This is a genomic window from Sinorhizobium sp. CB7 (assembly GCF_041357635.1).
Classification (GTDB): Bacteria; Pseudomonadota; Alphaproteobacteria; order Rhizobiales; family Rhizobiaceae; genus Rhizobium.
Map to the genome: position 1 here is coordinate 1 of NZ_JAULLL010000014.1, position 24,508 is coordinate 24,508.

General features: G+C 58.9%; 21 protein-coding genes and 1 tRNA gene. 11 read left to right on the top strand and 11 right to left on the bottom strand.

Going from position 1 to position 24,508, the window contains the following annotated elements; translation table 11 throughout:
* The 4 genes from AAE029_RS24340 to AAE029_RS24355 form a co-directional block, all read left to right on the top strand.
* On the top strand, nt 1–354 hold a 354-nt coding region (locus AAE029_RS24340; protein WP_371075483.1), incomplete at its 5' end, for a TOBE domain-containing protein.
* Between the two features lie 18 nt (nt 355–372).
* On the top strand, nt 373–1,878 hold the full coding sequence (locus tag AAE029_RS24345; protein ID WP_371075484.1) for a GMC oxidoreductase: 1,506 nt from the start codon (nt 373–375) through the stop codon (nt 1,876–1,878).
* Entirely contained in the window at nt 1,875–2,654 is a 780-nt protein-coding gene (locus AAE029_RS24350) for a 3-ketoacyl-ACP reductase (protein ID WP_371075485.1), read from the top strand. The genes AAE029_RS24345 and AAE029_RS24350 overlap by 4 nt, the downstream gene beginning before the upstream one ends.
* Nucleotides 2,655–2,666: 12 nt before the next feature.
* A complete protein-coding gene (locus tag AAE029_RS24355) occupies nt 2,667–4,322 on the top strand; it encodes a GMC family oxidoreductase (protein WP_371075486.1) in 1,656 nt (551 codons plus the stop codon).
* Nucleotides 4,323–4,404: 82 nt separating this feature from the next.
* Here AAE029_RS24355 and AAE029_RS24360 read toward each other — a convergent pair whose 3' ends face one another.
* Nucleotides 4,405–4,689 (bottom strand): hypothetical protein, encoded by a 285-nt coding sequence (locus AAE029_RS24360; protein WP_371075487.1) that lies wholly within the window; start codon nt 4,687–4,689, stop codon nt 4,405–4,407.
* Between the two features lie 505 nt (nt 4,690–5,194).
* Between AAE029_RS24360 and AAE029_RS24365 the strand changes: the two genes are divergently transcribed.
* Together AAE029_RS24365 and AAE029_RS24370 are read left to right on the top strand one after the other, a co-directional pair.
* Nucleotides 5,195–6,409, top strand: coding sequence for a cupin domain-containing protein (locus tag AAE029_RS24365; RefSeq protein ID WP_371075488.1), 1,215 nt, complete (start codon nt 5,195–5,197; stop codon nt 6,407–6,409).
* Nucleotides 6,410–6,542: 133 nt separating this feature from the next.
* A complete protein-coding gene (locus AAE029_RS24370; protein ID WP_371075489.1) occupies nt 6,543–7,454 on the top strand; it encodes an alpha/beta fold hydrolase in 912 nt (303 codons plus the stop codon).
* Nucleotides 7,455–7,558: 104 nt separating this feature from the next.
* Here AAE029_RS24370 and AAE029_RS24375 read toward each other — a convergent pair whose 3' ends face one another.
* From AAE029_RS24375 to AAE029_RS24400, 6 genes are all read right to left on the bottom strand, one after another.
* Entirely contained in the window at nt 7,559–8,857 is a 1,299-nt protein-coding gene (locus AAE029_RS24375) for a carbohydrate porin (protein ID WP_371075490.1), read from the bottom strand.
* A 311-nt stretch (nt 8,858–9,168) separates the two neighbouring features.
* On the bottom strand, nt 9,169–12,966 hold the full coding sequence (locus tag AAE029_RS24380) for a vitamin B12-dependent ribonucleotide reductase (RefSeq protein WP_371075491.1): 3,798 nt from the start codon (nt 12,964–12,966) through the stop codon (nt 9,169–9,171).
* Nucleotides 12,967–13,501: 535 nt separating this feature from the next.
* Nucleotides 13,502–14,035 (bottom strand): hypothetical protein, encoded by a 534-nt coding sequence (locus AAE029_RS24385; protein ID WP_371075492.1) that lies wholly within the window; start codon nt 14,033–14,035, stop codon nt 13,502–13,504.
* A gap of 309 nt (nt 14,036–14,344) precedes the next feature.
* On the bottom strand, nt 14,345–14,842 hold the full coding sequence (gene gpt, locus AAE029_RS24390) for a xanthine phosphoribosyltransferase (protein ID WP_371075493.1): 498 nt from the start codon (nt 14,840–14,842) through the stop codon (nt 14,345–14,347).
* A gap of 286 nt (nt 14,843–15,128) precedes the next feature.
* A complete protein-coding gene (locus AAE029_RS24395) occupies nt 15,129–15,971 on the bottom strand; it encodes a universal stress protein (RefSeq protein ID WP_371075494.1) in 843 nt (280 codons plus the stop codon).
* A gap of 122 nt (nt 15,972–16,093) precedes the next feature.
* A complete protein-coding gene (locus AAE029_RS24400) occupies nt 16,094–16,861 on the bottom strand; it encodes a competence/damage-inducible protein A (protein ID WP_371075495.1) in 768 nt (255 codons plus the stop codon).
* Between the two features lie 306 nt (nt 16,862–17,167).
* Here AAE029_RS24400 and wrbA point away from each other — a divergent pair, with 306 nt between their 5' ends.
* Both wrbA and AAE029_RS24410 read left to right on the top strand, forming a co-directional pair.
* The gene (gene wrbA / locus AAE029_RS24405; protein WP_371075496.1) at nt 17,168–17,764 is read left to right on the top strand and encodes an NAD(P)H:quinone oxidoreductase type IV; all 597 of its coding nucleotides are present in this window, start codon (nt 17,168–17,170) and stop codon (nt 17,762–17,764) included.
* A gap of 270 nt (nt 17,765–18,034) precedes the next feature.
* Nucleotides 18,035–18,943, top strand: a complete 909-nt coding sequence (locus AAE029_RS24410) for a hypothetical protein (protein ID WP_371075497.1) — start codon at nt 18,035–18,037, stop codon at nt 18,941–18,943.
* 202 nt (nt 18,944–19,145) lie between these two features.
* Here the strand turns inward: AAE029_RS24410 and AAE029_RS24415 are convergent.
* Both AAE029_RS24415 and AAE029_RS24420 read right to left on the bottom strand, forming a co-directional pair.
* A tRNA-Leu gene (locus tag AAE029_RS24415) sits at nt 19,146–19,231 on the bottom strand.
* Nucleotides 19,232–19,641: 410 nt separating this feature from the next.
* Complete coding sequence (locus tag AAE029_RS24420) at nt 19,642–20,016, bottom strand: VanZ family protein (protein ID WP_371075498.1); 375 nt, start codon at nt 20,014–20,016, stop codon at nt 19,642–19,644.
* A 180-nt stretch (nt 20,017–20,196) separates the two neighbouring features.
* On the opposite strand from AAE029_RS24420, the gene ilvA reads away from it, so the two are divergent.
* On the top strand, nt 20,197–21,447 hold the full coding sequence (gene ilvA / locus AAE029_RS24425) for a threonine ammonia-lyase IlvA (RefSeq protein ID WP_371075499.1): 1,251 nt from the start codon (nt 20,197–20,199) through the stop codon (nt 21,445–21,447).
* Nucleotides 21,448–21,484: 37 nt separating this feature from the next.
* Nucleotides 21,485–21,811, top strand: coding sequence for an HlyU family transcriptional regulator (locus AAE029_RS24430; RefSeq protein WP_371075500.1), 327 nt, complete (start codon nt 21,485–21,487; stop codon nt 21,809–21,811).
* Between the two features lie 372 nt (nt 21,812–22,183).
* On the opposite strand, the gene AAE029_RS24435 is transcribed toward AAE029_RS24430, so the two are convergent.
* A complete protein-coding gene (locus AAE029_RS24435; protein ID WP_371075501.1) occupies nt 22,184–22,960 on the bottom strand; it encodes an SDR family NAD(P)-dependent oxidoreductase in 777 nt (258 codons plus the stop codon).
* Between the two features lie 106 nt (nt 22,961–23,066).
* Here AAE029_RS24435 and AAE029_RS24440 point away from each other — a divergent pair, with 106 nt between their 5' ends.
* Entirely contained in the window at nt 23,067–23,678 is a 612-nt protein-coding gene (locus AAE029_RS24440; protein ID WP_371075502.1) for a TetR/AcrR family transcriptional regulator, read from the top strand.
* 78 nt (nt 23,679–23,756) lie between these two features.
* Here the strand turns inward: AAE029_RS24440 and AAE029_RS24445 are convergent, their stop codons facing one another.
* On the bottom strand, nt 23,757–24,371 hold the full coding sequence (locus tag AAE029_RS24445) for an FMN-dependent NADH-azoreductase (protein WP_371075503.1): 615 nt from the start codon (nt 24,369–24,371) through the stop codon (nt 23,757–23,759).
* Nucleotides 24,372–24,508: the final 137 nt, after the last annotated feature.

Consider the following 24,508-nt stretch of genomic DNA (forward strand, 5'->3'; position numbering starts at 1 on the left):
GTCTCGCTCGAACGCTCGAATGCGGACGTCTTGAGACTGCCGGTGGCGCCCGGCAGGGAGATGCTCGAGGCTCACACGGGTCGTCAGGTCGTCTTTGGCATTCGTCCAGAGGCCCTCACCGATCCGGACGGTGCAGACCGTAATGCGAAAACATTGGCGGAAGAGGACTGCCTGATCGAGGTCGTGGAGCCGGCCGGCTCCGACACGTTCGCGGTGATCAAGCTCGGCGGCAAGGAGGTTGTGGCTCGGCTTCGCGCGGATGCCCGCATTCAAGCCGGTCAAAGCGCTCGGCTCGCCTTCAATCTCGACAAAGCGGTGTTCTTCGACCCGCAGAGCCAATTGCGCATCGCGTGAGGGGCAGGATATCGGAAAATGGGCAGGGCTCCTGACATCGTTATCATAGGCTCGGGCGTAGGCGGCTCTACGATCGCCGCCGGACTGGCCGCGACCGGGGCCGAAATCCTGATCCTCGAGGCTGGGGATTACATTGCCGATCGCCCGGAAAACCGCGATCAACGGGCGATATTCCAGCGTGGGTACTTCCGTCCCAAGGAAACCTGGTATGAAGCCGACGGGACCGGGTTCAATCCTGGCAACTACTACTATGTCGGCGGCAATTCGAAATTTTATGGGGCAGTGCTTTCCCGTTACCGCCGGGAGGACTTCGAGGAAATCCAGCACAGGGAAGGGGTGTCGCCCGCATGGCCGTTCCCTTACGAAACTCTCGAACCCTGGTATAGCCGCGCAGAGCGAATGTATCGCGTCCGGGGATGCCTCGGGGAAGACCCCACGGAGCCCGCTCATTCTCTCGACTACGATTATCCGCCGGTCCCCGACGAGCCGCCCATTGCCGAAGTGAGAACACGGCTGAAAAAGAAAGGGCTCCATCCTTTCTCGCTGCCTTTGGGGATCGATCTGGAGAAATGGCTCTCGAAGGCCAGGACGCCATGGGACGCCCATCCGAATTCACGCGACGGTAAAATGGACGCAGAGACTGCAGCACTTGCCCCGGCACTTGCGCATGGCAGTGTTCGACTGGAAACGGGCGCGCGGGTCATGAGGCTCGAGGCCGGACCTGACGGCCGGATTGCCGGTGTTACCTACCGCAAGGACGGCCAGGACGTCACCGTTTCACCCGGACTCGTCATTCTGTCGGCGGGAGCAGTGCAGTCCGCCGTGCTCCTGCTGTGTTCTGCGAATGGGCGGTATCCGAGAGGATTGGCGAATTCCTCCGACCAGGTGGGGCGGAACTTCATGAACCATAACGCGTCAGCGGTGATCGGCGTGTCGCCAACCTACCGCAACACCGCGGTCTATCAGAAGACCTTCGGGCTCAACGATTTCTATCTGTCCGATGGAAACGGCGGTCCGCCGCTTGGGAACATCCAATTGCTCGGTAGGATATCAGGCAAGGTGCTCAAGGGATCGTTGCCAATGGTTCCCGAGTGGATCCTCGAACATATGACCGGCCGGGCGATCGACTTCTATGCGATGAGCGAAGACGTACCAAGCCCGGAGAGCCGCGTAATGGTCGATGGTGACCGCATCATCTTGAAGTGGCGGCGCACCAACTGGGACGCACATCTCGCGCTCGTCGCCAAGCTCAAGGAAATACTGAAATCGATCGGCTTTCCGATCGTGCTCTCGCGCCCATTCGACAAGCGCACGCCATCGCACCAATGCGGCACGGTTCGGATCGGCAATGATCCCGATACCGCTCCTCTCGATCCCTATTGCCGCTCTTACGACCATCAGAACCTCTTTGTGGTCGATGCGAGCTTCCTGCCCACCTCGGCGGCCGTGAACCCGGCGCTCACTATCGCCAGCCAGGCGCTTCGCGTCGCCGATCACATCGCGACGAAGGATTTGAACGCATGACGGACCATGTTGAAAAACCAGTCGCAGTGGTCACGGGAGGGCGTCGGGGTATCGGTCTCGGGATCGCCATCGCGATGGCGAAAGCCGGCTACAACATAGCGATCACCGGCATCGGAGCCGAGGAGAGCGGCGAACACGCGATCAATGGGCTCAGGGCTTTGGGGATTGATGCGATCTACCTCCAGGCGGACATTTCCGATGTCGGAAAGCATGATGAGACCGTTCACGCCATCCTTGCTCGGTTCGGCCGCATCGAGTGCCTGGTCAACAACGCCGGCATGGCTTCGGTCGTTCGCGGTGACTTCCTCGGTCTTCTGCCTGAGAACTTCGACACGATCATCGCCACCAACCTGAAGGGCACGGTTTTCTTCACACAGGCTGTGGTCAAGGCGATGCTGGTCTCAGGCGGCAGCCCGCATCCTCGGTCGATCATCAACATCACGTCCGTATCGGCTGCGGCAAGTTCGCCTGAACGGCTGGACTACTGCATCAGCAAGGCGGGGCTTGCCGCCTTCTCGCAAGGCCTGGCGCTGCGCCTTGCCGATTCAGGCATTTCGGTATTCGAGGTCCGCCCCGGCATCATCCGCACCGATATGACCGCGGGCGTCACGTCCAAATACGACGCCCTCATAGAGAGTGGGCTGGTGCCCATGAAGCGCTGGGGCGAGGCGGAGGATCTCGGCAGGATCTGTACCGCGCTGGCCTCGGGCGATTTCGGTTTTGCGACCGGAACCGTGATCGACGCGGACGGTGGTTTGTCCATTCCCCGGTTATGACAGGATAAGGAAATGCGTTTCGATTATATCATTACCGGAGCCGGCCCCGCGGGATGCGTCCTTGCAAATCGCCTCAGCGAAGATCCTGATGTGAACGTATTGCTTCTGGAAGCGGGCGGCGGGGATTGGAATCCGCTTTTCCACATGCCCGCGGGCTTCGCGAAGATGACCAAGGGCGTGGCGAGCTGGGGCTGGGAAACCGTCCCACAGAAGCACATGAAGGGCAGAGTCCTCCGCTACACGCAGGCCAAGGTCATTGGTGGCGGATCGACCATCAACGCTCAGCTCTATACGCGTGGCAATGCGGTGGATTACGATCTCTGGGCAAATGAGGACGGCTGCGAAGGCTGGGACTACCGCTCAATCCTTCCCTACTTCAAACGCGCTGAAGACAACCAGCGCTTCTCGGATGACTATCATTCCTATGGCGGGCCGCTCGGCGTTTCCATGCCGGTCTCCGCGCTGCCGATCTGTGACGCTTATATCCGGGCAGGGCAGGAACTGGGTATTCCCTATAATCACGACTTCAATGGCCGTCAGCAGGCGGGCGTCGGCTTCTATCAGCTGACGCAGCGCAATCGCCGTCGCTCCTCCGCGTCGCTCGCCTATCTCTCGCCGATCAAGGGTCGGAAAAACCTGAAGGTCAGGACGGGCGCTCGCGTGGCCCGTATCGTTCTCGAAGGCACGCGGGCGGCAGGCGTGGAAATAGCGACGGAGCGGGGCTCGGAGATCGTGCGCGCCGAACGCGAGGTGCTTGTCTCGTCTGGGGCGATCGGATCCCCCAAGCTGCTCCTGCAATCCGGGATCGGTCCCGCCGATCACCTGAGGTCCGTCGGGGTTAAGGTCCTCCATGACCTGCCGGGCGTCGGCGGCAACCTGCAGGATCATCTCGATCTTTTCGTGATTGCGGAGTGCACGGGCGACCACACCTACGATGGAGTGGCAAAGCTCCATCGAACGATCTGGGCGGGGATCGAATATATCCTGTTCAGGACCGGTCCCGTTGCCTCGTCTCTCTTCGAGACCGGAGGCTTCTGGTACGCCGACCCTGATGCGCGCTCTCCCGACATCCAGTTCCACCTCGGCCTCGGATCAGGGATAGAAGCGGGTGTCGAGCGCCTGAAGAATGCCGGTGTCACGCTGAATTCGGCTTATCTTCATCCCCGTTCCCGCGGCACCGTCCGGCTCTCGTCTTCCGACCCGGCCGCGGCACCTTTGATCGATCCGAACTATTGGTCCGATCCTCACGACAAAGCAATGTCGCTGGAAGGCCTGAAGATTGCGCGTGAAATCATGCAGCAGGCGGCGCTCAAGCCCTTCGTCCTGGCCGAACGCCTCCCAGGTCCGAAGGTGATGACTGACGAGCAGCTCTTCGACTATGGCTGCGCCAATGCCAAGACGGACCACCATCCCGTGGGGACATGCAAGATGGGCACCGGCCCGGAGGCCGTCGTCGGGCTCGACCTGAAGGTCCATGGGCTGGAAGGCCTTCGCATCTGCGACTCCTCCATCATGCCTCGCGTGCCCTCATGCAACACCAATGCCCCGACGATCATGATCGGCGAGAAAGGATCCGACCTCATTCGGGAGCTCCCGCCACTGCCCGCGGCGATCTTCGCCCATGAGCGCAACGATACGCGTCCTAGGGCGCGCGCCGGTATCCGGTAGGCCAGACTACAATTTCCCGTCGTCGATCGATGGGCTCGTCCGCTATCGTCTGCCGGCGTCGCGTCGACATTGCAGCTTAGGATTACATGCAGCCCTCACCCTGCGTCAGATGGGAACCGTTGGAGGACTGTGTGTTGTTGCTGTTCTGGTTGGTGCAGCCGGAATCGGTGCGATTGATGCTGTTGGTAAACATCTCGTCGATTCGTGTTCGAGTCCTGGGAGTTTGCGCGTGAGCCTCGCTATTGAAGCCGAAACTCTCTTCATGGGACTGCCGATTCGACGATTGCATATAATCTCTCGCCATGGCGTCGCCCGCCATTCCAGTCGTCAGTACCAGTACTGGCAATGTGATCAATGTCATACGCATGGGAATAACCTCTGTTTTGCATCCGGGCACGTTTTTCGCCCGCTTCGAACATTGGTCCTCTGCCATTTCGTTGATGTGCCAAAACGCGGGAAGGTGAATACAGATGTGATGGCTCGATTTCATCTGCAACTGGGGCGGAGTGCGGGTCCCATGCCAGCGGACCGGCTCCTGCGCATCCGACAAGAGATCCCGGCTTCAGCATTCCGCTGACGGTTGCCCTTCGGTGTGCGCAGCATAGTTGCACTTGCGGCGGAGTGGCAGAACTATACAGAAGGATAGTTCGGATCTTCGCGCAAACGTGCTCCGCCGAGCCCTGATCGGTAAGGAAAAAGCATTACGTTTCGAGTGGATACGGATGGATTCTCAGAATTCACATAACATCTGCGCTCCGCATGCCCGATCTGCCGAATGATGAATGGCAGCGTCAACTATACCAGAGAATAGTTTTGCGGTTGCGATTGCACCCTATCTTCATAGTTGTCTCAACTTGACGAGGTTTACTCCTATGACCGGTTTCTCACGACGCGACGCACTGGTGGCAATTACAGCGGGAGCTGCAGTCTCGCTCGGAGCGGCGGCTGCGGCGGCGGAGGTGCCACAGCCAAAGCGGCCGGGCCTGGGTGGCGATGATCCGGGACCGCGAAACACGACCCTCGACCTGCAGAACCCCGATATGCTGAACCAGCCTTCGACGGACGCGGGCACGCTGCCGAACCTGAAGTTTTCTTTCGCTGATGCACCGACGAAACAGTATCCCGGAGGCTGGACACGACAGATCACCGTCCGCGAGCTCGGCGTATCGAAGAGCATCGCGGGGGTCGGCATGCGACTGAATTCGGGTGCCGTCCGCGAACTGCACTGGCATAAGGAGGGCGAATGGGCCTTCATGCTCTATGGCTCAGCCCGCATCACGGCCGTCGATGCGACCGGCCATAACTTCGTCGACGATGTCGGTCCCGGCGATCTGTGGTATTTCCCGTCGGGCATTCCGCACTCGATCCAGGGGCTGGGCCCCGATGGCTGCGAATTCCTCCTGGTTTTCGACGACGGCGGCTTTGACGAGGATAGTACCTTCCTGCTGACGGACTGGTTCAACCATGTGCCAAAGCCGTTGCTGGCGAAGAATTTCGGCGCATCGCCTGAAGAGTTCGACAAGCTTCCGAAGGAGAGCGAGCGCTATATGTTCCCGCTGCCGCTTCCGCCCCAGAATATCGCCGAGGACAGGATAAAGGGCGCCGAGCCGGTCGCAGTGAAGTTTAGCCACCGCATGACCGCCCAGGAACCGATCAAGACACCCGGCGGCAGGGTCCGCATCACCGATTCGAACAACTTCCCGGCTTCCAAGACGATCGCAGCGGCGCTCGTCGAGATCGAGCCCGGCGCCATCCGGGAACTGCATTGGCATCCCAATACCGACGAGTGGCAGTACTACATCGAAGGGAAGGGACGCATGGGTGTCTTTGCCGCCAACGGGCATTCCCGCACGTTCGACTTCTCCGCGGGCGATGTCGGCTACGTGCCCTTCGCGATGGGCCATTACATCGAGAACACAGGCGACACGACGCTGAAGTTCCTGGAGATGTTCAAGAGCAGCTACTACGCCGACGTGTCACTGAACCAGTGGCTGGCGCTGACGCCTCCGGAGCTCGTGGAAGGCCACCTCGGGCTCGATCCCCAGAAGGTGGCGTTCCGGACGCAGAAGGTACCGGTGGTGAAGTAATCTCTTGGTTCCGGCTGCGACTTCAGCAAAAAACAGCTACGCGGCCATACTCGGCCGCGTTGCTGCTTGACCTGCCATTACAGGGCCGTACCGTCCTATAAGACGCACCAAGGTTGCAGTAAGGGCAGCACCAATGAATTCGATCGCACTTGAGCCCCGCGGCCGCAGCGGCTTTCTTGCCGGCTTCGAACTCTTCGATGCTGCTCTTCCACGATCGGGCGTGACGCTGAGGGCCGCTCTTGGCGGAAAAGGCCCGCCGCTCCTCCTGCTTCATGGGCATCCCCAGAACCACGTGACCTGGAGGAAGATAGCGCCAGTGCTCGCTGAGCGGTTTTCAATCGTGGCCCCGGACCTGCGCGGATACGGCGATAGCAGCAAGCCTGATGGCGGCGAGGATCATATCAATTATTCGAAACGCGCCATGGCGGCCGATGTTCTGGAATTGATGGAGGTTCTGGGGCATTCCCGCTTTCCGGTGGTCGGACATGACCGCGGTGGTAGGGTCGCTCACCGGTTGGCACTCGACCATCCGGACTCCGTCGAGAAGATCGCCGTCTTCGACATCGCGCCCACGTCGACGATGTATGCCCGCACTGACATGGAGTTCGCCACGCGTTACTTCTGGTGGTTCTTCCTGATCCAGCCGGAACCGCTTCCGGAACGCCTCATTGCCGCTGATCCGGAGTTTTTTCTCAGAACGCATATCGACACCCAGAACAAGGTAGCCGGCGCGACCGAGCCCGAGGCCTTTGCGGAGTACCTGCGCTGCTATCTCGACCCGGCAACCCGCCATGCCATTTGCGAGGACTACCGGGCAGCAGCAGGGATCGATCTCGTTCACGATGCTGCGGACGCAGACCGAAAGGTCACCGCCCCGCTGCTTGGGTTGTGGGGGGCCAGAGGGACAGTTGGCGCGCTCTACGACGTTCTGGAGACTTGGCGGGAGAAGGCCGTCGACGTCCGAGGACGTGCGCTCGACTGCGGGCATAACCTTCAGGAGGAGCGCCCGCAGGAGGTGCTCGAAGAGCTGCTGGCGTTTCTATAACGAACACTGGGGATGTATTGAACGGAAGTCCCAGGCATCATCGAACAAGTTAGGCGGGGATCGGATGTCTGTTACGCCAGTTAAGCGTGCAAGTCATAGAACGATCAGAAAGTGGCTGTAGTCTTCAAGCCCAGCACGACGACGTCCTTGTTCTCACTGATACCGCCTGGATCAAGCACGTACTGGATGTTCGGGCGGAAAAGCAATCCGGGCGTAGGACGATACGTATAATATAGCTCGAAAGCATATTCGGAGTCGGGGCGCGGCCGGCCTTGCGAGGCCTGGGCGTCGGCTACGCGATCGTTGACGTGCGTCGTGCCCACGGCAAAGCCGATATCGTCGTTTGGGCGCGCGCTGAACGGGCCTGTGTAGATAAATCCCGCCGCGATCTGACGATCAGTGTTTGCCGTGCGATTATCCGCCACGACGGCATTGAGGAAGAGGCTCAGGTTGCTCGTCACCTGCTGCTGGAAATTGATGTAAGCGCCGTACCGCCCACGGTGCCTGAGCGGGGGCAGGCCTGTCAGTGCGAAAAGATCGCCATTGACGTCGGAGACGACATCGTCCGCGGTAGATGTGTCATACCACCCGCCGATCTTGTAGCTGCCCGGCAACTCCTCATCGCCGAACTTGGGAAGCCATGCGAGTTCCACCGGTATCAGCGCTCCGGTTGAACCGGAAAAGAACACCGGAAGCACTTGGTCATCGACGCCCAGGTATTTGGGGTTTGCATCATAGACCCCGGCCTGCACGTAGCCGAACCCGCCTAAAGCCACCTTGACCCGGGTCGCCCACTGGCTGATAGGCCAGTTAAAAATATAGTCGCCGACGAGGTTGCCGGGATTCGCGCCACAGAATGTCAGATTCTGGAAGTCGCAGGCAAATGACGCGAAGTCCCCGCCGAATGGCATGCGGCCGATCTTCCAGTCAATCAATCCGTCCGCATATTTCTGGTCGAACCAGAATTCGGTCAATCGGATGGTCTGTCCTCGACCGAACACCTCTTGCACTTGCTGAAGCGTGCCGAGCTCGGCGTCCTCGCTGAGGTTGCGACCGAGCCGCTGCGTAAGCGTGACCTGGAATTGTGCGGCCGGGACGTCGAGCAGGCGATCGAGATCGAATGTCACTCCGGCTGTATACTGGTCAGTGTATCTCGTCTTGTGATCGATGCCACCGGCCGGGTTGGATGCGATTTCGCTCGTATATCCGAACTGAAAATCGATACCCATTTCTTGCAAACGGGTTCGTTCTCCGTTCCAGTCGCCAAGCAGCCAGGCAGGCGGCGCCGCGCTGGTGGTCGTCTGATCAACTGTTTTGGCCCCGCGCTCAGCGGCATGGGCAACGCTAGTCGCAAGGATGCCCGCCAGGAGGGTTATTACAGCCGATAGTGTTGCTTGCCGCATACTCGCACCCATCCTACTGGGTCTCCACGAGGCAAACTACCACGATTCGCCAAGGCGCCTATTGTCCATAAGGATATTCAACACAGTTGTCCGTTTTGACCTGCAGCGAAAGCAGGAATGTACGGAAATGCATTTGGCGTCCGCTTCCGCCTTGTCTGAGAACGTGATGCGCCGGTTCCGGTATGGGTATCGGCCTGCGTTATGCGATGTAACGCATAAGAGCGGCCAAGTGGCCGCTCTCTGATTTTTGTATAAAATCTGAGTCCAACGTCTTTTCTGCGGGACCCACACACACTACGGAGTAGGAGCAATCAAGAGCACCCGCTCGTCGCACCGCACGTGTCGCACTTCTCGCATGTCCCGTTGCGCACCATCGTGAAGTTCTGGCACTCGGTGCACATGTTGCCGGTATAGCCCTGCATGATCGAGCGCGTCCGGCGTTCGGCCTCCAGCTTCTTGGCTTCGGACTTCGCCGCTTCCGCTTCCGCGGCGGCCTTGTCGGAGAAGAGGTCGGTTGCTTCGTCGACCAGCTCTTCCGCGATCTCCTCGGCCAGTTCCTTGGCGCGCTCTTCGTAATCGCGCTTGAAGGCGACGATTTCGGATGTGGAGATGGCAGCGGCCGTCTCCAGCTTGCGGACGGCATTGCCGGCGAAAGCGGTGATCGTGGCGCCGGACGAGGCGCGGGCAGGGGCCGCGGTCGCTGCACCCTTGACATCCGCCTGGCGTTCGCCGCCGGTGCCGGAAACCAGCGTCGGCTTATAGCCCCGCGTCAGGCCCTTGGAGACGACATCCGCCTTGCCTTCAGAGACGCCGCGGCCGAGCGCGGTGCTGTTGAAGTCGGACGTGTCGACATGGGCGAGGTCGTGGCGGCCGAGATAGGAGACGGCGAGTTCGCGGAAGATGTAGTCGAGCAGCGACGTGGCGTTCTTGATCGCGTCGTTGCCCTGCACCATGCCGGCCGGCTCGAACTTCGTGTAGGTGAAGGCGTCGACATATTCCTCCAGCGGCACGCCATATTGCAGGCCGAGCGAGATGGCGATCGCGAAGTTGTTGAGCAGGCCGCGCAGCGTGGCGCCTTCCTTGTTCATGTCGATGAAGATCTCGCCGAGGCGGCCGTCATCATATTCGCCTGTGCGCAGGAAGATGGTGTGGCCGCCGATCTTGGCCTTCTGGGTGTAGCCCTTACGGCGGGTCGGCAGCTTCTCCTGCTGGCGCACCACCTTCTCGATGACGCGCTCGACGATCTTCTCGGTGATGGTCACCGCCTGGGCGGCGGTGGGAGCCTGCAGCAGTTCCTCCAGCGCATCCTCATCCTCGTCGTCCTCGATCAGCGAAGCGTTCAGCGGCTGCGAAAGCTTCGAGCCGTCGCGGTAGAGCGCGTTGGCCTTGAGGCCGAGCTTCCACGAGAGCATGTAGGCGCTCTTGCAATCGTCGACGGTCGCATCGTTCGGCATGTTGATGGTTTTCGAGATCGCCCCGGAAATAAAGGGCTGGGCGGCCGCCATCATGCGGATGTGGCTCTCGACCGAGAGATAACGCTTGCCGATCTTGCCGCAGGGATTGGCACAATCGAAAACGGCCAGATGCTCCTTCTTCAGGAAGGGCGCGCCTTCAAGCGTCATCGCACCGCAGACATGGATGTTGGCGGCTTCGATGTCCTTCCTCGAGAAGCCCAGGTGATCGAGCAGGCTGAAGCTCATGTCGGAAAGCTGCTCGTCCGTGACCTTCAGCGTCCCCTTCAGGAAGTCGGCACCAAGTGTCCACTGATTGAAGACGAACTTGATGTCGAAGGCGCTCTTCAGTGCTGCGTTGACGGCGGCGACCTTGTCGTCGGTGAAGCCCTTGGCCTTCAGCGTGCCGGGATTGATGGCCGGCGCCTGGTTGAGATTGCCGTGGCCGACGGCATAGGCCTCGATCTCGGCGATCTGGCTTTCGGAATAGCCAAGCGTACGCAGTGCTTCCGGAACGGCGCGGTTGATGATCTTGAAATAGCCGCCGCCGGCAAGCTTCTTGAACTTCACCAGCGCGAAGTCGGGCTCGATGCCGGTCGTGTCGCAATCCATGACGAGACCGATCGTGCCGGTCGGCGCGATCACGGTCGCCTGCGCATTGCGGTAGCCGTGCTTTTCGCCGAGCTCCAGGGCCTTGTCCCAGGCGGCCTTAGCATGGGCGGCAAGATCCTGGTCCGGATTTTCGGCATGGATGAGCGCGACCGGGTTGATCGACAGGCCCTCATAGCCCGAGGTCTCGCCATAGGCGGCGCGGCGATGGTTGCGGATGACGCGCAGCATGTGCTCGCGGTTCGGCTTGAACATCGGGAAGGTGCCGAGTTCGGAGGCCATTTCGGCCGAAGTCGCATAGGAGATGCCGGTCATGATCGCCGTCAGCGAGCCGGCGATGGCGCGGGCTTCGTCGCTGTCATAAGGAATGCCCGACGACATCAGCAGGCCGCCGATATTGGCATAGCCGAGGCCGAGCGTGCGGTATTCGTAGGAAAGCTCGGCGATGCGGCGCGAGGGGAACTGCGCCATCATGACCGAAATTTCGAGCACGACCGTCCAAAGACGCACGGCGTGTTCATAGTCGCCGATGTTGATGCGCTTCGTCGCGGCATCCTTGAACTGCATGAGGTTCAGCGAAGCGAGGTTGCAGGCCGTGTCATCGAGGAACATGTATTCCGAGCACGGGTTCGATGCGCGGATCGCGCCGGCGGCCGGGCTCGTGTGCCAGGCGTTCATCGTCGTGTTGAAATGCAGGCCCGGATCGGCCGAAGCCCAGGCAGCGTAGGAGATCGATTCCCAGAGGTCGCGCGCCTTCAGGGTCTTGATGACGCGGCCGTCCTTGCGGGCGGTCAGGTTCCAGTCGCCGTCGTTCTCGACGGCGTTGAGGAAGTCGTCCTTGATCGAGACGGAGTTGTTGGAGTTCTGGCCGGAAACGGTCAGGTACGCTTCCGAATCCCAGTCCGTGTCATAGGTCTTGAACTCCATGTCCTTGTAGCCCTGGCGGGCGAACTGGATGACGCGCTGGACGTAGTTTTCCGGAACCTGGTCCTTCTTGGCGGCGCGGATCTCGCGCTTCAGCGCCGGGTTCTTCGCGGGATCGAAGCAATCGCCGTTGTCGCCTTCGCAATTGAAGCAGGCCTTCATGATCGCCTTCAGATGCTTGGCGACGATCTTCGAGCCGGTGACGAGGGCTGCGACCTTCTGCTCTTCCTTGACCTTCCAGTTGATGTAGTCCTCGATATCCGGATGGTCGATATCGACGACGACCATCTTGGCGGCGCGGCGGGTGGTGCCGCCGGATTTGATGGCGCCGGCTGCGCGGTCGCCGATCTTGAGGAAGCTCATCAGGCCGGAGGACTTGCCGCCGCCGGAAAGCTTTTCGCCTTCGCCGCGCAGCATCGAGAAGTTGGAGCCGGTGCCGGAGCCGTATTTGAACAGGCGCGCCTCGCGCACCCAGAGATCCATGATGCCGCCTTCATTGACGAGATCGTCCTCGACCGACTGGATGAAGCAGGCGTGCGGCTGCGGATGTTCGTAGGCCGACTTGGATTTGGTCAGCTTGCCGGTGAAGGGGTCGACATAGAAATGGCCCTGGCCCGGGCCGTCGATGCCGTAGGCCCAGTGCAGGCCGGTATTGAACCATTGCGGGGAATTCGGGGCGACGCGCTGGGTCGCGAGCATATAGGCAAGTTCGTCGCGGAAGGCGGAAGCATCTTCCTCGGAAGAGAAATAGCCGCCCTTCCAGCCCCAATAGGTCCAGGTGCCGGCGAGACGGTCGAAGACCTGGCGGGCATCGGTTTCGGAGCCGGTCTGCTCATCCTTCGGCAGATCCTTCAGTGCTGCTTCGTCGGCAACGGAACGCCACAGGAAGGAGGGGACGTCGTTTTCCTCGACCTTCTTCAGTTTCGCGGGCACGCCGGCCTTACGAAAATATTTCTGCGCCAGGATATCGGCCGCGACCTGCGAGAACTGCGCGGGTACGTCGATGTTTTCGAGCCGGAACACGATCGAACCGTCCGGGTTCTTGATCTCGCTCGTCGCCTTGCGGAATTCGATGTCCGCATAGGCTGATTGATCGGCCTTCGTAAAACGACGTTCTATGCGCATATCCCTTACCTCATCTTCTGAAGCGCGCCCGACCCCCGTGACCAGGGCGCAAAAATCCTTTTCCAGCGTCACGGTTGTCGTGCAGCCAGTGTTCGTATCCGTATTCTGACAGGAGTCTCATCCGGAGATGTTATTCCTGTATCTTGTGGTGATGGTGGCTGCAAACACTAAATATAGTATTAACAGCTTCTTATCGCCAGTGCAGAATGTCGCTTTTTGGGAAGGCAGAAATCGCGCACAAATTCCCTCGGGGCCACACGCCGCCATCGGTGCAAGGCCCTGATTCTACGTTCGATTTCAGTGAGGAACCGGCCTCGTTATGTCCGGTTCAGTCGCCGCCGCAACATCAGAGCCATTAAGTTTAAAACAGGTGATTCCGTCAAGGGGTTGTTTTTGACAGAATTTTTACCACAACATATTGTGCAATGCGGTTGTGGAAAACGGGGAGAAGCCTGAAAGTCCTGTAATCCGGGCATTTGCGGCAAGTGGCGGTGCCGCGCGATCCATGATCCTGCTGCCGCAAGAAAATGGCGATCTAGAGGGCGTCGAGGCAGATTGTGACCGTGACGGCGCCGATCGGCACGTCATTTTCATCGTCTATCGCAAAACTCGCTTGTGTCTGCAGGCACTGAGTCGATTCGTCCCGTTCCGCCCCTTCGATCATGATGCCGCTGGAAGAGGAGGCGACTGTCTTTAGATATTTGTCTTCGTCGCCCTGCCAGTAATCGGCCGTCACCGTGCTCTGCGCGACATTCAGCCCGCGGGCATCCATGACGAAGATCTCGGTAATGGCGCCTTGCGAATCACGTTGCTTTGCCTTCAGCAACTGCGACAGGGGATTGCTGAGCAGCTGGCGGATCAGATGCCAGTTTCCGCTTCTCGCCTCCGCGCGCCACGTTCGGTCGAGCGATTCCAGATCGATCCGCTTGAGGCCGGCCGTTCTGGCGTTCTGCGTGGTCAGCATCGCGGTTACCATGGGATTGTCGATCAGAGGCTTGATGTTGGTTTCGACATAGTCCCGCACGACGCCGATATAGGCGGGTTCGGCCGCTGCCGACAAGACTGGCATGAGAAAAAGCGGCACAATCGAAGTAAGCAGTCGCACTCGGCGTGAATTTGCCCCCAATCTTATTTCCCTCTCTCTCACGCCCGAATCATCAGGCGCCCCGCAGTGCCGCTCCCCGGAGCAGCTTTTGCTCCGATTGCGGCTAGTTAGTTTTGCAAAGCATACGAGCAGAATCGTTCGGAGGAGAGAACATAATTTGGAACAATCTCAGATTGTGCAATTTGCGATCCGAAAATGGTGGCTCAGTTTGCCATGCAAGTCACGAAAAAAGGGGCGCCACTCGCCCCTTATTACTCATCGCTTCTGTCTGGATTAGCCGCGCGTGCCCTTGGATATCGGCTCCTGATAGGTGAAGCCCATGTCCCAGGGGAAGTAGATCCAGGTGTCCTGGCTCACCTCGGTGATGAAGGTGTCGATCATCGGCACGCCCTTCGGTTTGGCGTAGACGCACGCGAAATGCGCCTTCGGCAGCATGGCACGCACTTCCGCGGCCGTTTTGCCGGTATCCGTCAGGTCGTCGATAACGAGGATTCCCTGGCCGCCATCGGCAGTAAGATCAGACGTGATGCCCTTCAAGAGAGTCATTTCACCCTGGTTCACGTAGTCATGATAGGAAGCGATGCAAACCGTCTCGATCAGGCGGATGTTGAGCTCCCGGGAAATGATCGCAGCCGGAACAAGCCCGCCGCGTGTGATACAGACGATCGCTCTGAAATTCTGATTGAGGCCGGAGAGCCGCCAGGCAAGGGCGCGCGCATCGCGATGGAACTGATCCCAGGAGACGGGAAAGGCTTTATCGGGGAGGGACATGAAGAATAGGCTCCGCAGCATGAAGGGCAACGCGTCGGCAGCGCCGACGCCCCTGACGGGAACTCCTACTGCATGTTTCCTTAAATCGGAACCGATTTGAGGATAAAAACATGCAGCAACTCCAAGTGCTACAGCGTCCTTTGTGCGTCTGAAAGACGCACGGCGCTGTAGGAGGCAGGCGGCCGATGCCCCCAAACCGTCACCTCGCCAGTGTTCCATCGATGGTCGCCGCAATTAGCGGGATTTGCAGCGAAAAGGCAAGACCTGCCAATGCCGCTGTTTCTGCCTATCTCGCCAACAGTGTGAGAGCCGTCATAGACTGCAGCAGTGTCTTCGTCACGCCGCCGAAAATCATCTGCCAAAGGCGCGAATGGGTGTAGGCGCCCATGACGAGCAGGTCGATACTGTTGTCGGAGAGGCGGTTCTCGATGATCTGCGATGCGGCGAGGCCGCCACTTTCGGCCGTCTTCAACGTTGCCTTCACGCGGTGACGCGCGAGTGTTGCCGCAATCTCTGCGCCCGCCATCAGCGGCGACTGCGATGATGACTCGGCGGGATCGACCGAGAAAATCTCGACAGTATCGGCACTCTTTAGAAACGGCAGCGCGTCGAAGGTGGCGCGTGCCGCTTCCTTCGATCCATTCCACGCAATCAGCACTCGCTTGATGGGCTTGGGTTCCTTGATGATAAATGGGACCATCAGCACCGGCCGCCCGCTTTCGAACAGGAAGTTGTCGATGTCGACCTGTCGGTCGGAGGATTTGGAAGGGTCCGGCTGTGCGGCGAGCAGAAGGTCTGCGCTGCGGGCGCTTTCGATCAGGGGCGCGGAGCCATAGCCGGTGGCGGTCGAAAAGCTGCGCCATTCAAAGGAAATGCCCTCTCCTTGTGCGCTGCTATTAAAGATATTGCGGACATTTGCCGTTTCCGAATGGGCCATCTCCTGCAGCGCTTGAACGGCGACGGGATCCGGAATTTCCATCGGGGCGACCAGTGGAACAGCGGAAATCGTCTCGGCATGCAGCCCGATGACATGAGCATCGAAGGTGCGGGCAAACGCAATCGCGAAATTCGTGATGACGCGGCAGTTATCCGGCGTATCCAGTATGGCAAGTATGGTTTTATAAGACATATCCGGTCTCCTCGACGGCAGAAAAATACTTATTCCGCATGAGAATAATGCATCAGGTTGCGCTGCGTTCCTTGATCGGCGTCAAGTTTCCCGTAGCGGATCCCGCACCAACTGCCGCAGCGTTATGCCTTAACGGTATGTGTGTCCCTCGCATTGCGAATCGTCTCTATCATGGCACGGACATCGGCGCCTGCCCCATCGAGGGCCTCCTGCGCACGGGCCCGCACGACGATCTCGGTGGAGAACTGCTGGCCGTCATAGCGGGGATAGGAGCCGATGCTCGTCTCAGGGTGCTCTTTCTGAATGGCCGCGAGCGGCGTGCCGATTTCGCCTTCGCCGTAAGGGCAGACGATCGCAAGGGAGAGAATGCGCACACCCATGCGCAGGCGCGGCAGTATGTTGTCGAGCATTGCCTGGAACACCTGCGGCACGCCGGCCATGACGTAGACATTGCCGATGATGAAACCCGGTGCGGTCGAAACCGGATTGGGAATATGGGCGGCACCTCTCGGCATGCGCGCCATGCGCTGTCGTGCTTCGGTAAACTCCATACCGCGGCGGGCATACATCTCTCCCATCAGCCGCATGGCTTCCGCGTCGTGTTCGCACGGTACGCCGAAGGCCGCTGAGACTGCATCTGCCGTTATGTCGTCATGCGTCGGACCAATGCCGCCGGACGTAAAGACATAGTCATATTTGCCGCGAAGCGTGTTCAGGGCCTCGACGATGGCATCCTGCTCATCGGCGACGATGCGCACTTCCTTCAGGTCGATGCCCGACAGGGTCATTACATCGGCAAGATGGCCTATGTTCTTGTCCTTCGTCCTTCCGGACAGCAACTCGTCGCCGATGGCCAGCATCGCGGCGGTGACAATCGTTTTATCATTCATGGAAATATCCGGAGATAGTGAGGCTACGTGAATAGGTAGCGCCATTTGAGCGGATTGCAAACGGGGCCGGTTCACCTAATGCATGTCGCGCAAATAATGCATGTCGCGCAAAAGTGTGGAGCGGTTTTGCGGCAACGACATGCATGTAGGTCCAAAGCCTGTTGCCGAACCCAAAACGGCACCAAATGAATTTTTGTCTACGGTCGTTGAACACTGCGTTCCCGAAGCGGGGGCTGATCCTGACGATGCCCGCTGATACGATCACCTGAACTGCAAGTTCAACCCTTTCGAAAAATGGAGATTTTCATGGCAAAGGTTCTGGTGCTCTACTATTCCTCCTATGGTCATATTGAGACCATGGCCTACGCCGTTGCCGAAGGCGCCAAGTCGGTCGGCGCCGACGTAACTGTCAAGCGCGTGCCGGAACTCGTGCCGGAGGAGGTCGCAAAGGCGTCCCATTACAAGCTGGACCAGGCCGCTCCGATCGCAACCGTCGACGAGCTCGCCGATTATGATGCGATCATCGTCGGCGCCGGTACCCGCTTCGGCACGGTCGCCTCGCAGATGCGCAACTTCTGGGACCAGACGGGCGGCCTGTGGTTCAGTGGAAAGCTTGTCGGCAAGGTCGGCTCCGCCTTCACCTCTTCCGCCACCCAGCACGGGGGCCAGGAATCGACGATCCTGGGTTTCATCACGACGTTTATGCACCAGGGCATGGTGGTCGTCGGCCTTCCCTATGCCTTCCAGGGCCAGATGGGCACGGAAGAAGTCAAGGGCGGCTCGCCCTATGGCGCGTCAACGATCACCAACAGCGACGGCTCGCGCATGCCGTCCGCGATCGAGCTGGAAGCTGCGAAGTATCAAGGCGCTCACGTCGCCAAGATCGCAGCCAAGCTTGGCTGAGGGCCACTCCGTGCAGGATGAAACAGGCGCGGTCTCCCGCGCCTTTTCGTATCAGCTATATTCATCCCTTGGTTGAGGACGTGCCCGATTTCTTACCAACAGCGGTTAGTTGGCTAACTAGTATAAGTATCAACGTTCACCTGCGTTCAACCAATGGCTCAATTCCTCAACTCCTGCGATTCGAGCAAAAATTGGAACTTCTGGGCGGGAAGCGATTGCACGCCGCTTGATTGGGGGAAATCAATGGCAGGTGTATTTATAGATTCAGATTTGAGCGATGAAATCCGGCGCCAGAGGCTGTACTCCGGCGATATATTCATCTGCTCCGCTACCGATACGACGCGTGAGCTGGTAGCGCTCGCCCGGCACATGCTGGACGAGGCGTTTGCACCGCATGATCCGCGTATCATCCATAAGCACAAGACCCCGGAAGAGGTCGCGGCAATCCTTTCCACGACGAAGCCCGCCTTCATCCACCATCCGGAATGCAAGCGCCTGATGCCGCTCATCATGAAGGAAAGCGGTGTCGACATCGAGAAGCTCTATTTCGACGTGCCGCGCATGCGGTCGGCTTACCCTTCGCACTTTCTTTCGTCAGGGATTGCCTACGCGTTCCATCCTCATCGCGATACTTGGTACTCCGCCCCAATGTGTCAGCTGAATTGGTGGCTGCCGATCTATTCGATCGATCCGGAAAATGCGATGGGCTTCTATCCGGACTATTTCAATGTGCCGGTCAAGAACAATTCCGAGATCTACAACTACTATGAATGGAACAGCAAGAACCGCGCCACGGCGGCCCAGCACGTCAAGTCAGACACACGCGAACAGCCGAAACCACAGCAGGAGTTGAATTCGGAATCCCTGCGCTATCTGCCACCGCCGGGCGGCATCATCATCTTCTCAGGCGCGCAGCTGCATGAGACCGTGCCCAACACAACGGACCTCGCGCGCTACAGCATCGACTTCCGTACCGTACACATCGATGATGTCGTCGCCCGTCATGGCGCTGTCAATCTTGACTCGCGCTGCACCGGCACGACGATGCGGGACTATATCTGCGCGGCGACCGGCGAACCTCTGCCTGAAGAGCTGATCAAGCTCTACGACGATGGCACGGCGACGTCCGACAGGATACTTCGCTTCGGCGATCGCATGGTCGCAACTGCAGCGCAGTAAGGCGTCAGCCGAAGTCGGAACGCCACTCTTCAGTTAATGGCGGAGTTCCAAGACTCCGCCACAGTTTTAAGAATTTGATAATGTTCCTAGGTACCTCGTCAGGCATTCCATATGGATGCGAGCCTGCCAACGCTGCACGCAAGAGGTCGTATGAATTGGATTAAAAGTAAGGACATTGGCAATTTTTGTAATTATTTCAAACTGGTGCGGGCGACGGGGGTCGAACCCGTAAGGGCAAAGCCCGAGGGATTTTAAGTCCCTTGCGTCTACCAGTTTCGCCACGCCCGCGCGCCACACTCAATCAACGACTGTGACGATTCCGTCAAGCAGTTGTTTTTGCCCTCTTCCCCATCTCTTTCGAATGCGCTTTTATAGCGCCGCTTAAACTACCGCATGCGGTGGGTGGCATTTCGATGGGACAGGTCGAAGTGCTGTAGCGTTGTCTTATGGGAGTAGGATGATGGTTTACGATTGGGAGGGGATAAGGACACGCCGTATCAGACTTTATAAGACTGGCACGGTGTTTCTGCTGGGATTGGCATTGGTGGGCGCATCCATACTGCTTTTCGCCTCTAGATTCCTAGAGGTTTACGGCTGATCGCAAAGGCAAGTCAGCCTACGATCTAGAGCGCGCGGCGCTTGCGACCGCGACGATCCCGTATGCTCTTTCCAAATCTCTGACCATATAGATGCCATGCTCAGCTTGTCATGGAGACCTTCGCAAGCCTGACCTTGCGGATGTCGGCAAGCTTGAAAAGGATCCATCCCGAAAGAACACCTGTAAATGCGCCGAGTGCTTTGACGTCTGCATCGTGGAGACGCGCATGGCGGCTCGGCGACAGATATTGCAGGCATTCGATGCCGAGAGCACCAAGAACAAGGAGGGCCGCCACAGTCTTCAGGCGTTGCGGATAGGCGAGGGCGAAGAGGAAGCCCGCCGCAGCGTAAGCGAGAGCGCGGTCGAGATCGACAGTGATGATGGTGTGCGGTCTGAGACCGATCGGCGAGACGGTGACGAAGATGATGGCTGCGAGCAGCAGCCATGCGACGGGCTTCACGATTTTAACATTCATGGTGCTGCCATATAATTGCGGAAATCATGAATTGATAGCTGGCGGACGCAATCATTGTGCATTGCAGTTAATAGCGGGATACTTGGCCGTTTGAAGTATCGCCAGCGGGATAGGGGCTTTCTTCCAGGGCGTTCGTTATGCCATAGCGGAAGGTGCATCGAAAACAATGGATCGTCACCCGTGACCAAAGAGCAAGTCGACAGCGCCACCGAGGCAATGCGTGGCCTTTTCCCGATAACGCCGCTTCAATTCAACGATCATCTTTCCGCCCGCCATGGCGCAGATATCTGGTTGAAGCGCGAGGATCTGTCGCCGGTTCGCTCCTATAAGATCCGCGGCGCCTTCAATTTCTTCCGCAAGATCATCGCCTCAGGCGGCAGCGGCAAGACCTTCGTCTGTGCCTCAGCTGGCAATCATGCGCAGGGATTTGCCTTTGTCTGCCGGCATTTCGGCGTGCCGGGCGTCGTCTTTATGCCAGTGACGACGCCGCAGCAGAAGATCGACAAGACGCGCACGTTCGGCGGCCAGTTCATCACGATCAAGCTCTTCGGCGATTTCTTTGATCAGTGCTATCAGGCGGCACGCGACCATGTGGAGGCGATCGACGGCGTCATGGTGCCGCCTTTCGACCACGCCGACATCATCGAGGGGCAGGCGACGGTCGCCGCCGAAATCCTCGAGCAATTGCCGGAAGGCGTCCTTCCGGATCTGGTTGTCATGCCGGTCGGCGGCGGTGGACTTTCGGCCGGGGTGACAGGTTATCTCGACGGCCGCCTGCCGGCGTCAGCCTTTCGTTTTGCAGAGCCTGCCGGCGCGCCCAGTCTCAGGCGCAGCCTCGAAGCCGGCCATCCGATAACGCTGGAGAAGGTGGACAATTTCGTCGACGGGGCGGCCGTTGCCCGTGTCGGCGACTTGAACTTCGCCGCACTCCGCCGTTTTTCGCCCGAGCAGGTCATGCTCATGCCGGAGAATGCGATCTGCGTGACCATCACCGAGATGCTCAATGTCGAGGGCGTCGTGCTGGAGCCGGCCGGTGCGCTGGCGCTAACGGCCATCGAGGCCATGGATCCCGCCTCGATCAGGGGAAAGACGATCGTTGCGGTCGTTTCCGGCGGCAATTTCGATTTCGAGCGTCTTCCCGACGTCAAGGAGCGCGCGATGCGCTATGCGGGGCTGAAGAAGTATTTTATCCTTCGCCTGCCGCAGCGTCCCGGCGCGCTCAGGGATTTCCTCAATCTTCTCGGCCCCGACGACGATATTGCGCGTTTTGAATATCTCAAGAAGACGGCACGCAATTTCGGCTCGGTTCTGATCGGCATCGAGACCAAGGATCCGGACAATTTCAGGCAACTTTTCCAGAACTTCGAAAAGGCCGGTCTCGGCTTCGAGGACATCACGGAAAACGACATTCTGGCGAACCTGATTATTTAAGCTTTCCGGGCCGATGCGCCTATGCTAAACGCGAAGTATGGCTTCGATCCTTTCAAATATTCTTTCGCTTTTTTCCGGCGGCGGGGCGCCAGGCGCCAAGCAGCCGGCAGCCGACGTCGAGCCGCAGCTTTATGGCGATTGCACGATCTATGCGACGCCTCAGAACGAGGGCGGCCAATACCGCCTGGCGGGCCGGATCGAAAAGCAGGTAAATGGCGAGACGCTGGTTCGCACGTTTATCCGCGCCGATATCTTCTCGTCACGCACCGACGCGATCGAGACCACCTTCCGTAAGGCGCAGCAAATCATCGATCAGCACGGACCGGCGCTCTTTTCCGACGGTGAGAAACAGCGCCCGATCTGAACCTGCTTAAGATCCGTTGATCTTGCGTAGGTCCCCTTAACTCGCGGCTCACCAGCGGCCAGACAATTTCGGGAAAGATTTACCCCTTGTTCAAAGCCGTCGGAATTTCCGACGGCAAGCAAAGGGTTTTGTCGCCTTCTGTAGTTTCGAAATCGTTATAAACCAAAAACCAGCCGGAACTGCGTCGTCGGCTTGAGCGGGAGAGTGGCGCCTAATGCATGTCGCGCAAAAGTGTGCAGCGGTTATGCGGCAACGACATGCATGAAAACAACAAGCTAAAGCCTGTCGCGTGAACTTACCTTCACGCGACAGGCTTTATAGGATGAGGCCACCATGTCCGGCGGTCTCATGTCTCTTCTGTTGATGATGGTGTCAGGCGGCGCGGAATATTTTCGCACCGGACGGTGCGCTGGTCGCGCCGCCGTCCACCGTGATCTCGATGCCCGTGACATTCGCCGAATCATCGGAAGCGAAATAGAGAGCGGCCTTGGCGATCTCCTCGGCTTCGCTCATGCGGCCGAGGGCACTCATGCCGCCGATCCGCGCTTCAAGTGCCGACATGTCGTCCTGGGTTGCTGCATAGGGCGACCAGATCGGTGTTTTCGTGCCGCCGGGCGTCACCTGATTGACACGGATGCCGCGCGGAGCAAGCTCGGAAGCAAGATTGCGCGTCATTGAACGCACGGCGCCCTTGGTTGCGGCGTAGGCCGAATAGCCGACCGCGCCGAGGACGGCATGGACCGATCCGTTGAGGATCACGGAACTGCCGTCATTCAGGTGGGGATAGGCTGCCTGTACCGTGAAGAAGACGGATGTCAGATTCGTACGGACGATCGATTCGAATTGTTCGAGCGAGGTCTGCCCGAGGGGCGTCGTGCCGCCGATACCAGCATTGGCGAAGACTACGTCGAATTTTCCAAGCTTTTCCGCCGCTTCGTTGAAAGCCTTTTCCAGGGCTTCGACATCGGTCACGTCCACCTGCAACGGGAGCACGTCGTTGCCGAGCGTCAGCACGGCCTCGGCAAGCGTCTTCGGATTGCGGCCGGTGATTGCGACCTTTGCGCCTTCCTTCAGGAAGACGCGTGCAGTTGCGAGGCCGATACCGCTGTTTCCGCCGGTGATGATGGCAACTTTATTTTCCAAGCGCATCTAGGTTACTCCTTCTTGGCTTTTTTGAAAAACTGGATTACAATCATTTTCCAGAAGGATTACGATCATAATCCAAACAAGTCAAGAGCCTTCCAGGAGAAATTCGATGGGGCATTCACAGATTGAAAAACAGAAGACGCATGAGCGCATCGTATCGATCGCCGCCAAGCGCCTTCGAGAAGACGGGCTCGAGGGTGTCGGCGTCGCGGATTTAATGAAGGAGGCGGGGCTAACTGTCGGCGGTTTCTATAAGCATTTCGCCTCCCGCGACGATCTAGTCGCGGAGGCTATGCGGTCCGCTTTCGGCTCATGGTCGAAAAAACTGGAGGCGAGGGGCCTGAAGCCGGAGAACCTGACGATCGGTCAACTCGCGGAATACTATATGAGCTCCTCCCACCGCGACAATCCAGGCGATGGGTGTCCCTTTCCCGCGCTGACGGCCGATTTTGCCCGCAGCGGGCCGAAGACGCGTGAAATCGCCACGGCGCAACTGATATCCAACTTCGAAAGCTTCCAAAAGAGGCTCGCCAATGGAGACGACGACGTGGCACGTCGTAAGGCCATAATCGCCTTCAGTGCCATGGCGGGAGCGGTGGGTCTTGCCCGCATCTCGGATGACGATGCGCTCTCCAATGAGATTCTGGAGACAGTCAGGGCTTTCGCTGTCGAACTTGGCGAAGAGGCTGAGCAAATGGCTCCGAAATCGAAAACGGTTTGAGAAGACGATATGCTTGGATGAAAGTGAAAACGGCCGGTCGACAACCGGCCGTTTTGCGCTCGCGATCGGGGGCGGCGATCAGGCGGCGCTTGCAAGCTCTTCCGTACGGGCCTTGGCGGCGCCAATGGCCTTCTCAGCGGCTTCCGGCCCGAAAGCGAGACCTTCGACATAGATTGTCTCGATATCGGTGATACCCATGAAGCCGAGGACAGACTTGAGATAGGGGACGGCGTGGTTCATTGGCGCGGCCGGGCCCTGCGAATAGACGCCGCCGGAAGCCAGCACGATGTAGACCTTCTTGCCGGTGGCAAGTCCGACCGGACCTGATTCGGTGTACTTGAAGGTTCGGCCGGCGCGGGCGACATTGTCGATCCAGGTCTTCAGCGACGAATAGATGTTGAAATTGATGAGACCGGTGCCGATGACGACCGTGTCGGCGGCCAGCAGCTCGTCGACCAGGGCGTCGGACGTCTTGACGGCTTCGTTTTCTTCCGCGGTGCGGCTTTCAGCCGGCTTACGGATGGCGGCCGTGAAGAGATCGTCGATATGCGGCAGAGGATGTGCGGCGAGGTCGCGGCGAACAATGACGTTGCCCGGCTTCTGTGCCTTGATCTTTTCGGCCAGCTCCTTGGCAATCGTCGTCGAAAGCGACTCGGCTCGCGGGCTGGAGGTCAAAAGAAGAATGGACGACATGAATATTTCCTTTCGAATTGGGTTTTCGGCGGCTTGCGGGAGGATGAGCCGCGCTGTCGAAGGGAAAAATATGGCTGGCCCCTTATCTAAAAAACCGGGATAATGTCGATTGTAATTATCGATGGATTGGATGAACC

Excerpts from the sequence above, each read along its gene's own strand:
- AAE029_RS24345 (WP_371075484.1), top strand. The coding sequence starts at position 373 with ATGGGCAGGGCTCCTGACATCGTTATCATAGGCTCGGGCGTAGGCGGC.
- AAE029_RS24350 (WP_371075485.1), top strand. The coding sequence starts at position 1,875 with ATGACGGACCATGTTGAAAAACCAGTCGCAGTGGTCACGGGAGGGCGT.
- AAE029_RS24355 (WP_371075486.1), top strand. The coding sequence starts at position 2,667 with ATGCGTTTCGATTATATCATTACCGGAGCCGGCCCCGCGGGATGCGTC.
- AAE029_RS24360 (WP_371075487.1), bottom strand. The coding sequence starts at position 4,689 with ATGCGTATGACATTGATCACATTGCCAGTACTGGTACTGACGACTGGA.
- AAE029_RS24365 (WP_371075488.1), top strand. The coding sequence starts at position 5,195 with ATGACCGGTTTCTCACGACGCGACGCACTGGTGGCAATTACAGCGGGA.
- AAE029_RS24370 (WP_371075489.1), top strand. The coding sequence starts at position 6,543 with ATGAATTCGATCGCACTTGAGCCCCGCGGCCGCAGCGGCTTTCTTGCC.
- AAE029_RS24375 (WP_371075490.1), bottom strand. The coding sequence starts at position 8,857 with ATGCGGCAAGCAACACTATCGGCTGTAATAACCCTCCTGGCGGGCATC.
- AAE029_RS24380 (WP_371075491.1), bottom strand. The coding sequence starts at position 12,966 with ATGCGCATAGAACGTCGTTTTACGAAGGCCGATCAATCAGCCTATGCG.
- AAE029_RS24385 (WP_371075492.1), bottom strand. The coding sequence starts at position 14,035 with ATGCCAGTCTTGTCGGCAGCGGCCGAACCCGCCTATATCGGCGTCGTG.
- gpt (WP_371075493.1), bottom strand. The coding sequence starts at position 14,842 with ATGTCCCTCCCCGATAAAGCCTTTCCCGTCTCCTGGGATCAGTTCCAT.
- AAE029_RS24395 (WP_371075494.1), bottom strand. The coding sequence starts at position 15,971 with ATGTCTTATAAAACCATACTTGCCATACTGGATACGCCGGATAACTGC.
- AAE029_RS24400 (WP_371075495.1), bottom strand. The coding sequence starts at position 16,861 with ATGAATGATAAAACGATTGTCACCGCCGCGATGCTGGCCATCGGCGAC.
- wrbA (WP_371075496.1), top strand. The coding sequence starts at position 17,168 with ATGGCAAAGGTTCTGGTGCTCTACTATTCCTCCTATGGTCATATTGAG.
- AAE029_RS24420 (WP_371075498.1), bottom strand. The coding sequence starts at position 20,016 with ATGAATGTTAAAATCGTGAAGCCCGTCGCATGGCTGCTGCTCGCAGCC.
- AAE029_RS24430 (WP_371075500.1), top strand. The coding sequence starts at position 21,485 with ATGGCTTCGATCCTTTCAAATATTCTTTCGCTTTTTTCCGGCGGCGGG.
- AAE029_RS24435 (WP_371075501.1), bottom strand. The coding sequence starts at position 22,960 with ATGCGCTTGGAAAATAAAGTTGCCATCATCACCGGCGGAAACAGCGGT.
- AAE029_RS24440 (WP_371075502.1), top strand. The coding sequence starts at position 23,067 with ATGGGGCATTCACAGATTGAAAAACAGAAGACGCATGAGCGCATCGTA.
- AAE029_RS24445 (WP_371075503.1), bottom strand. The coding sequence starts at position 24,371 with ATGTCGTCCATTCTTCTTTTGACCTCCAGCCCGCGAGCCGAGTCGCTT.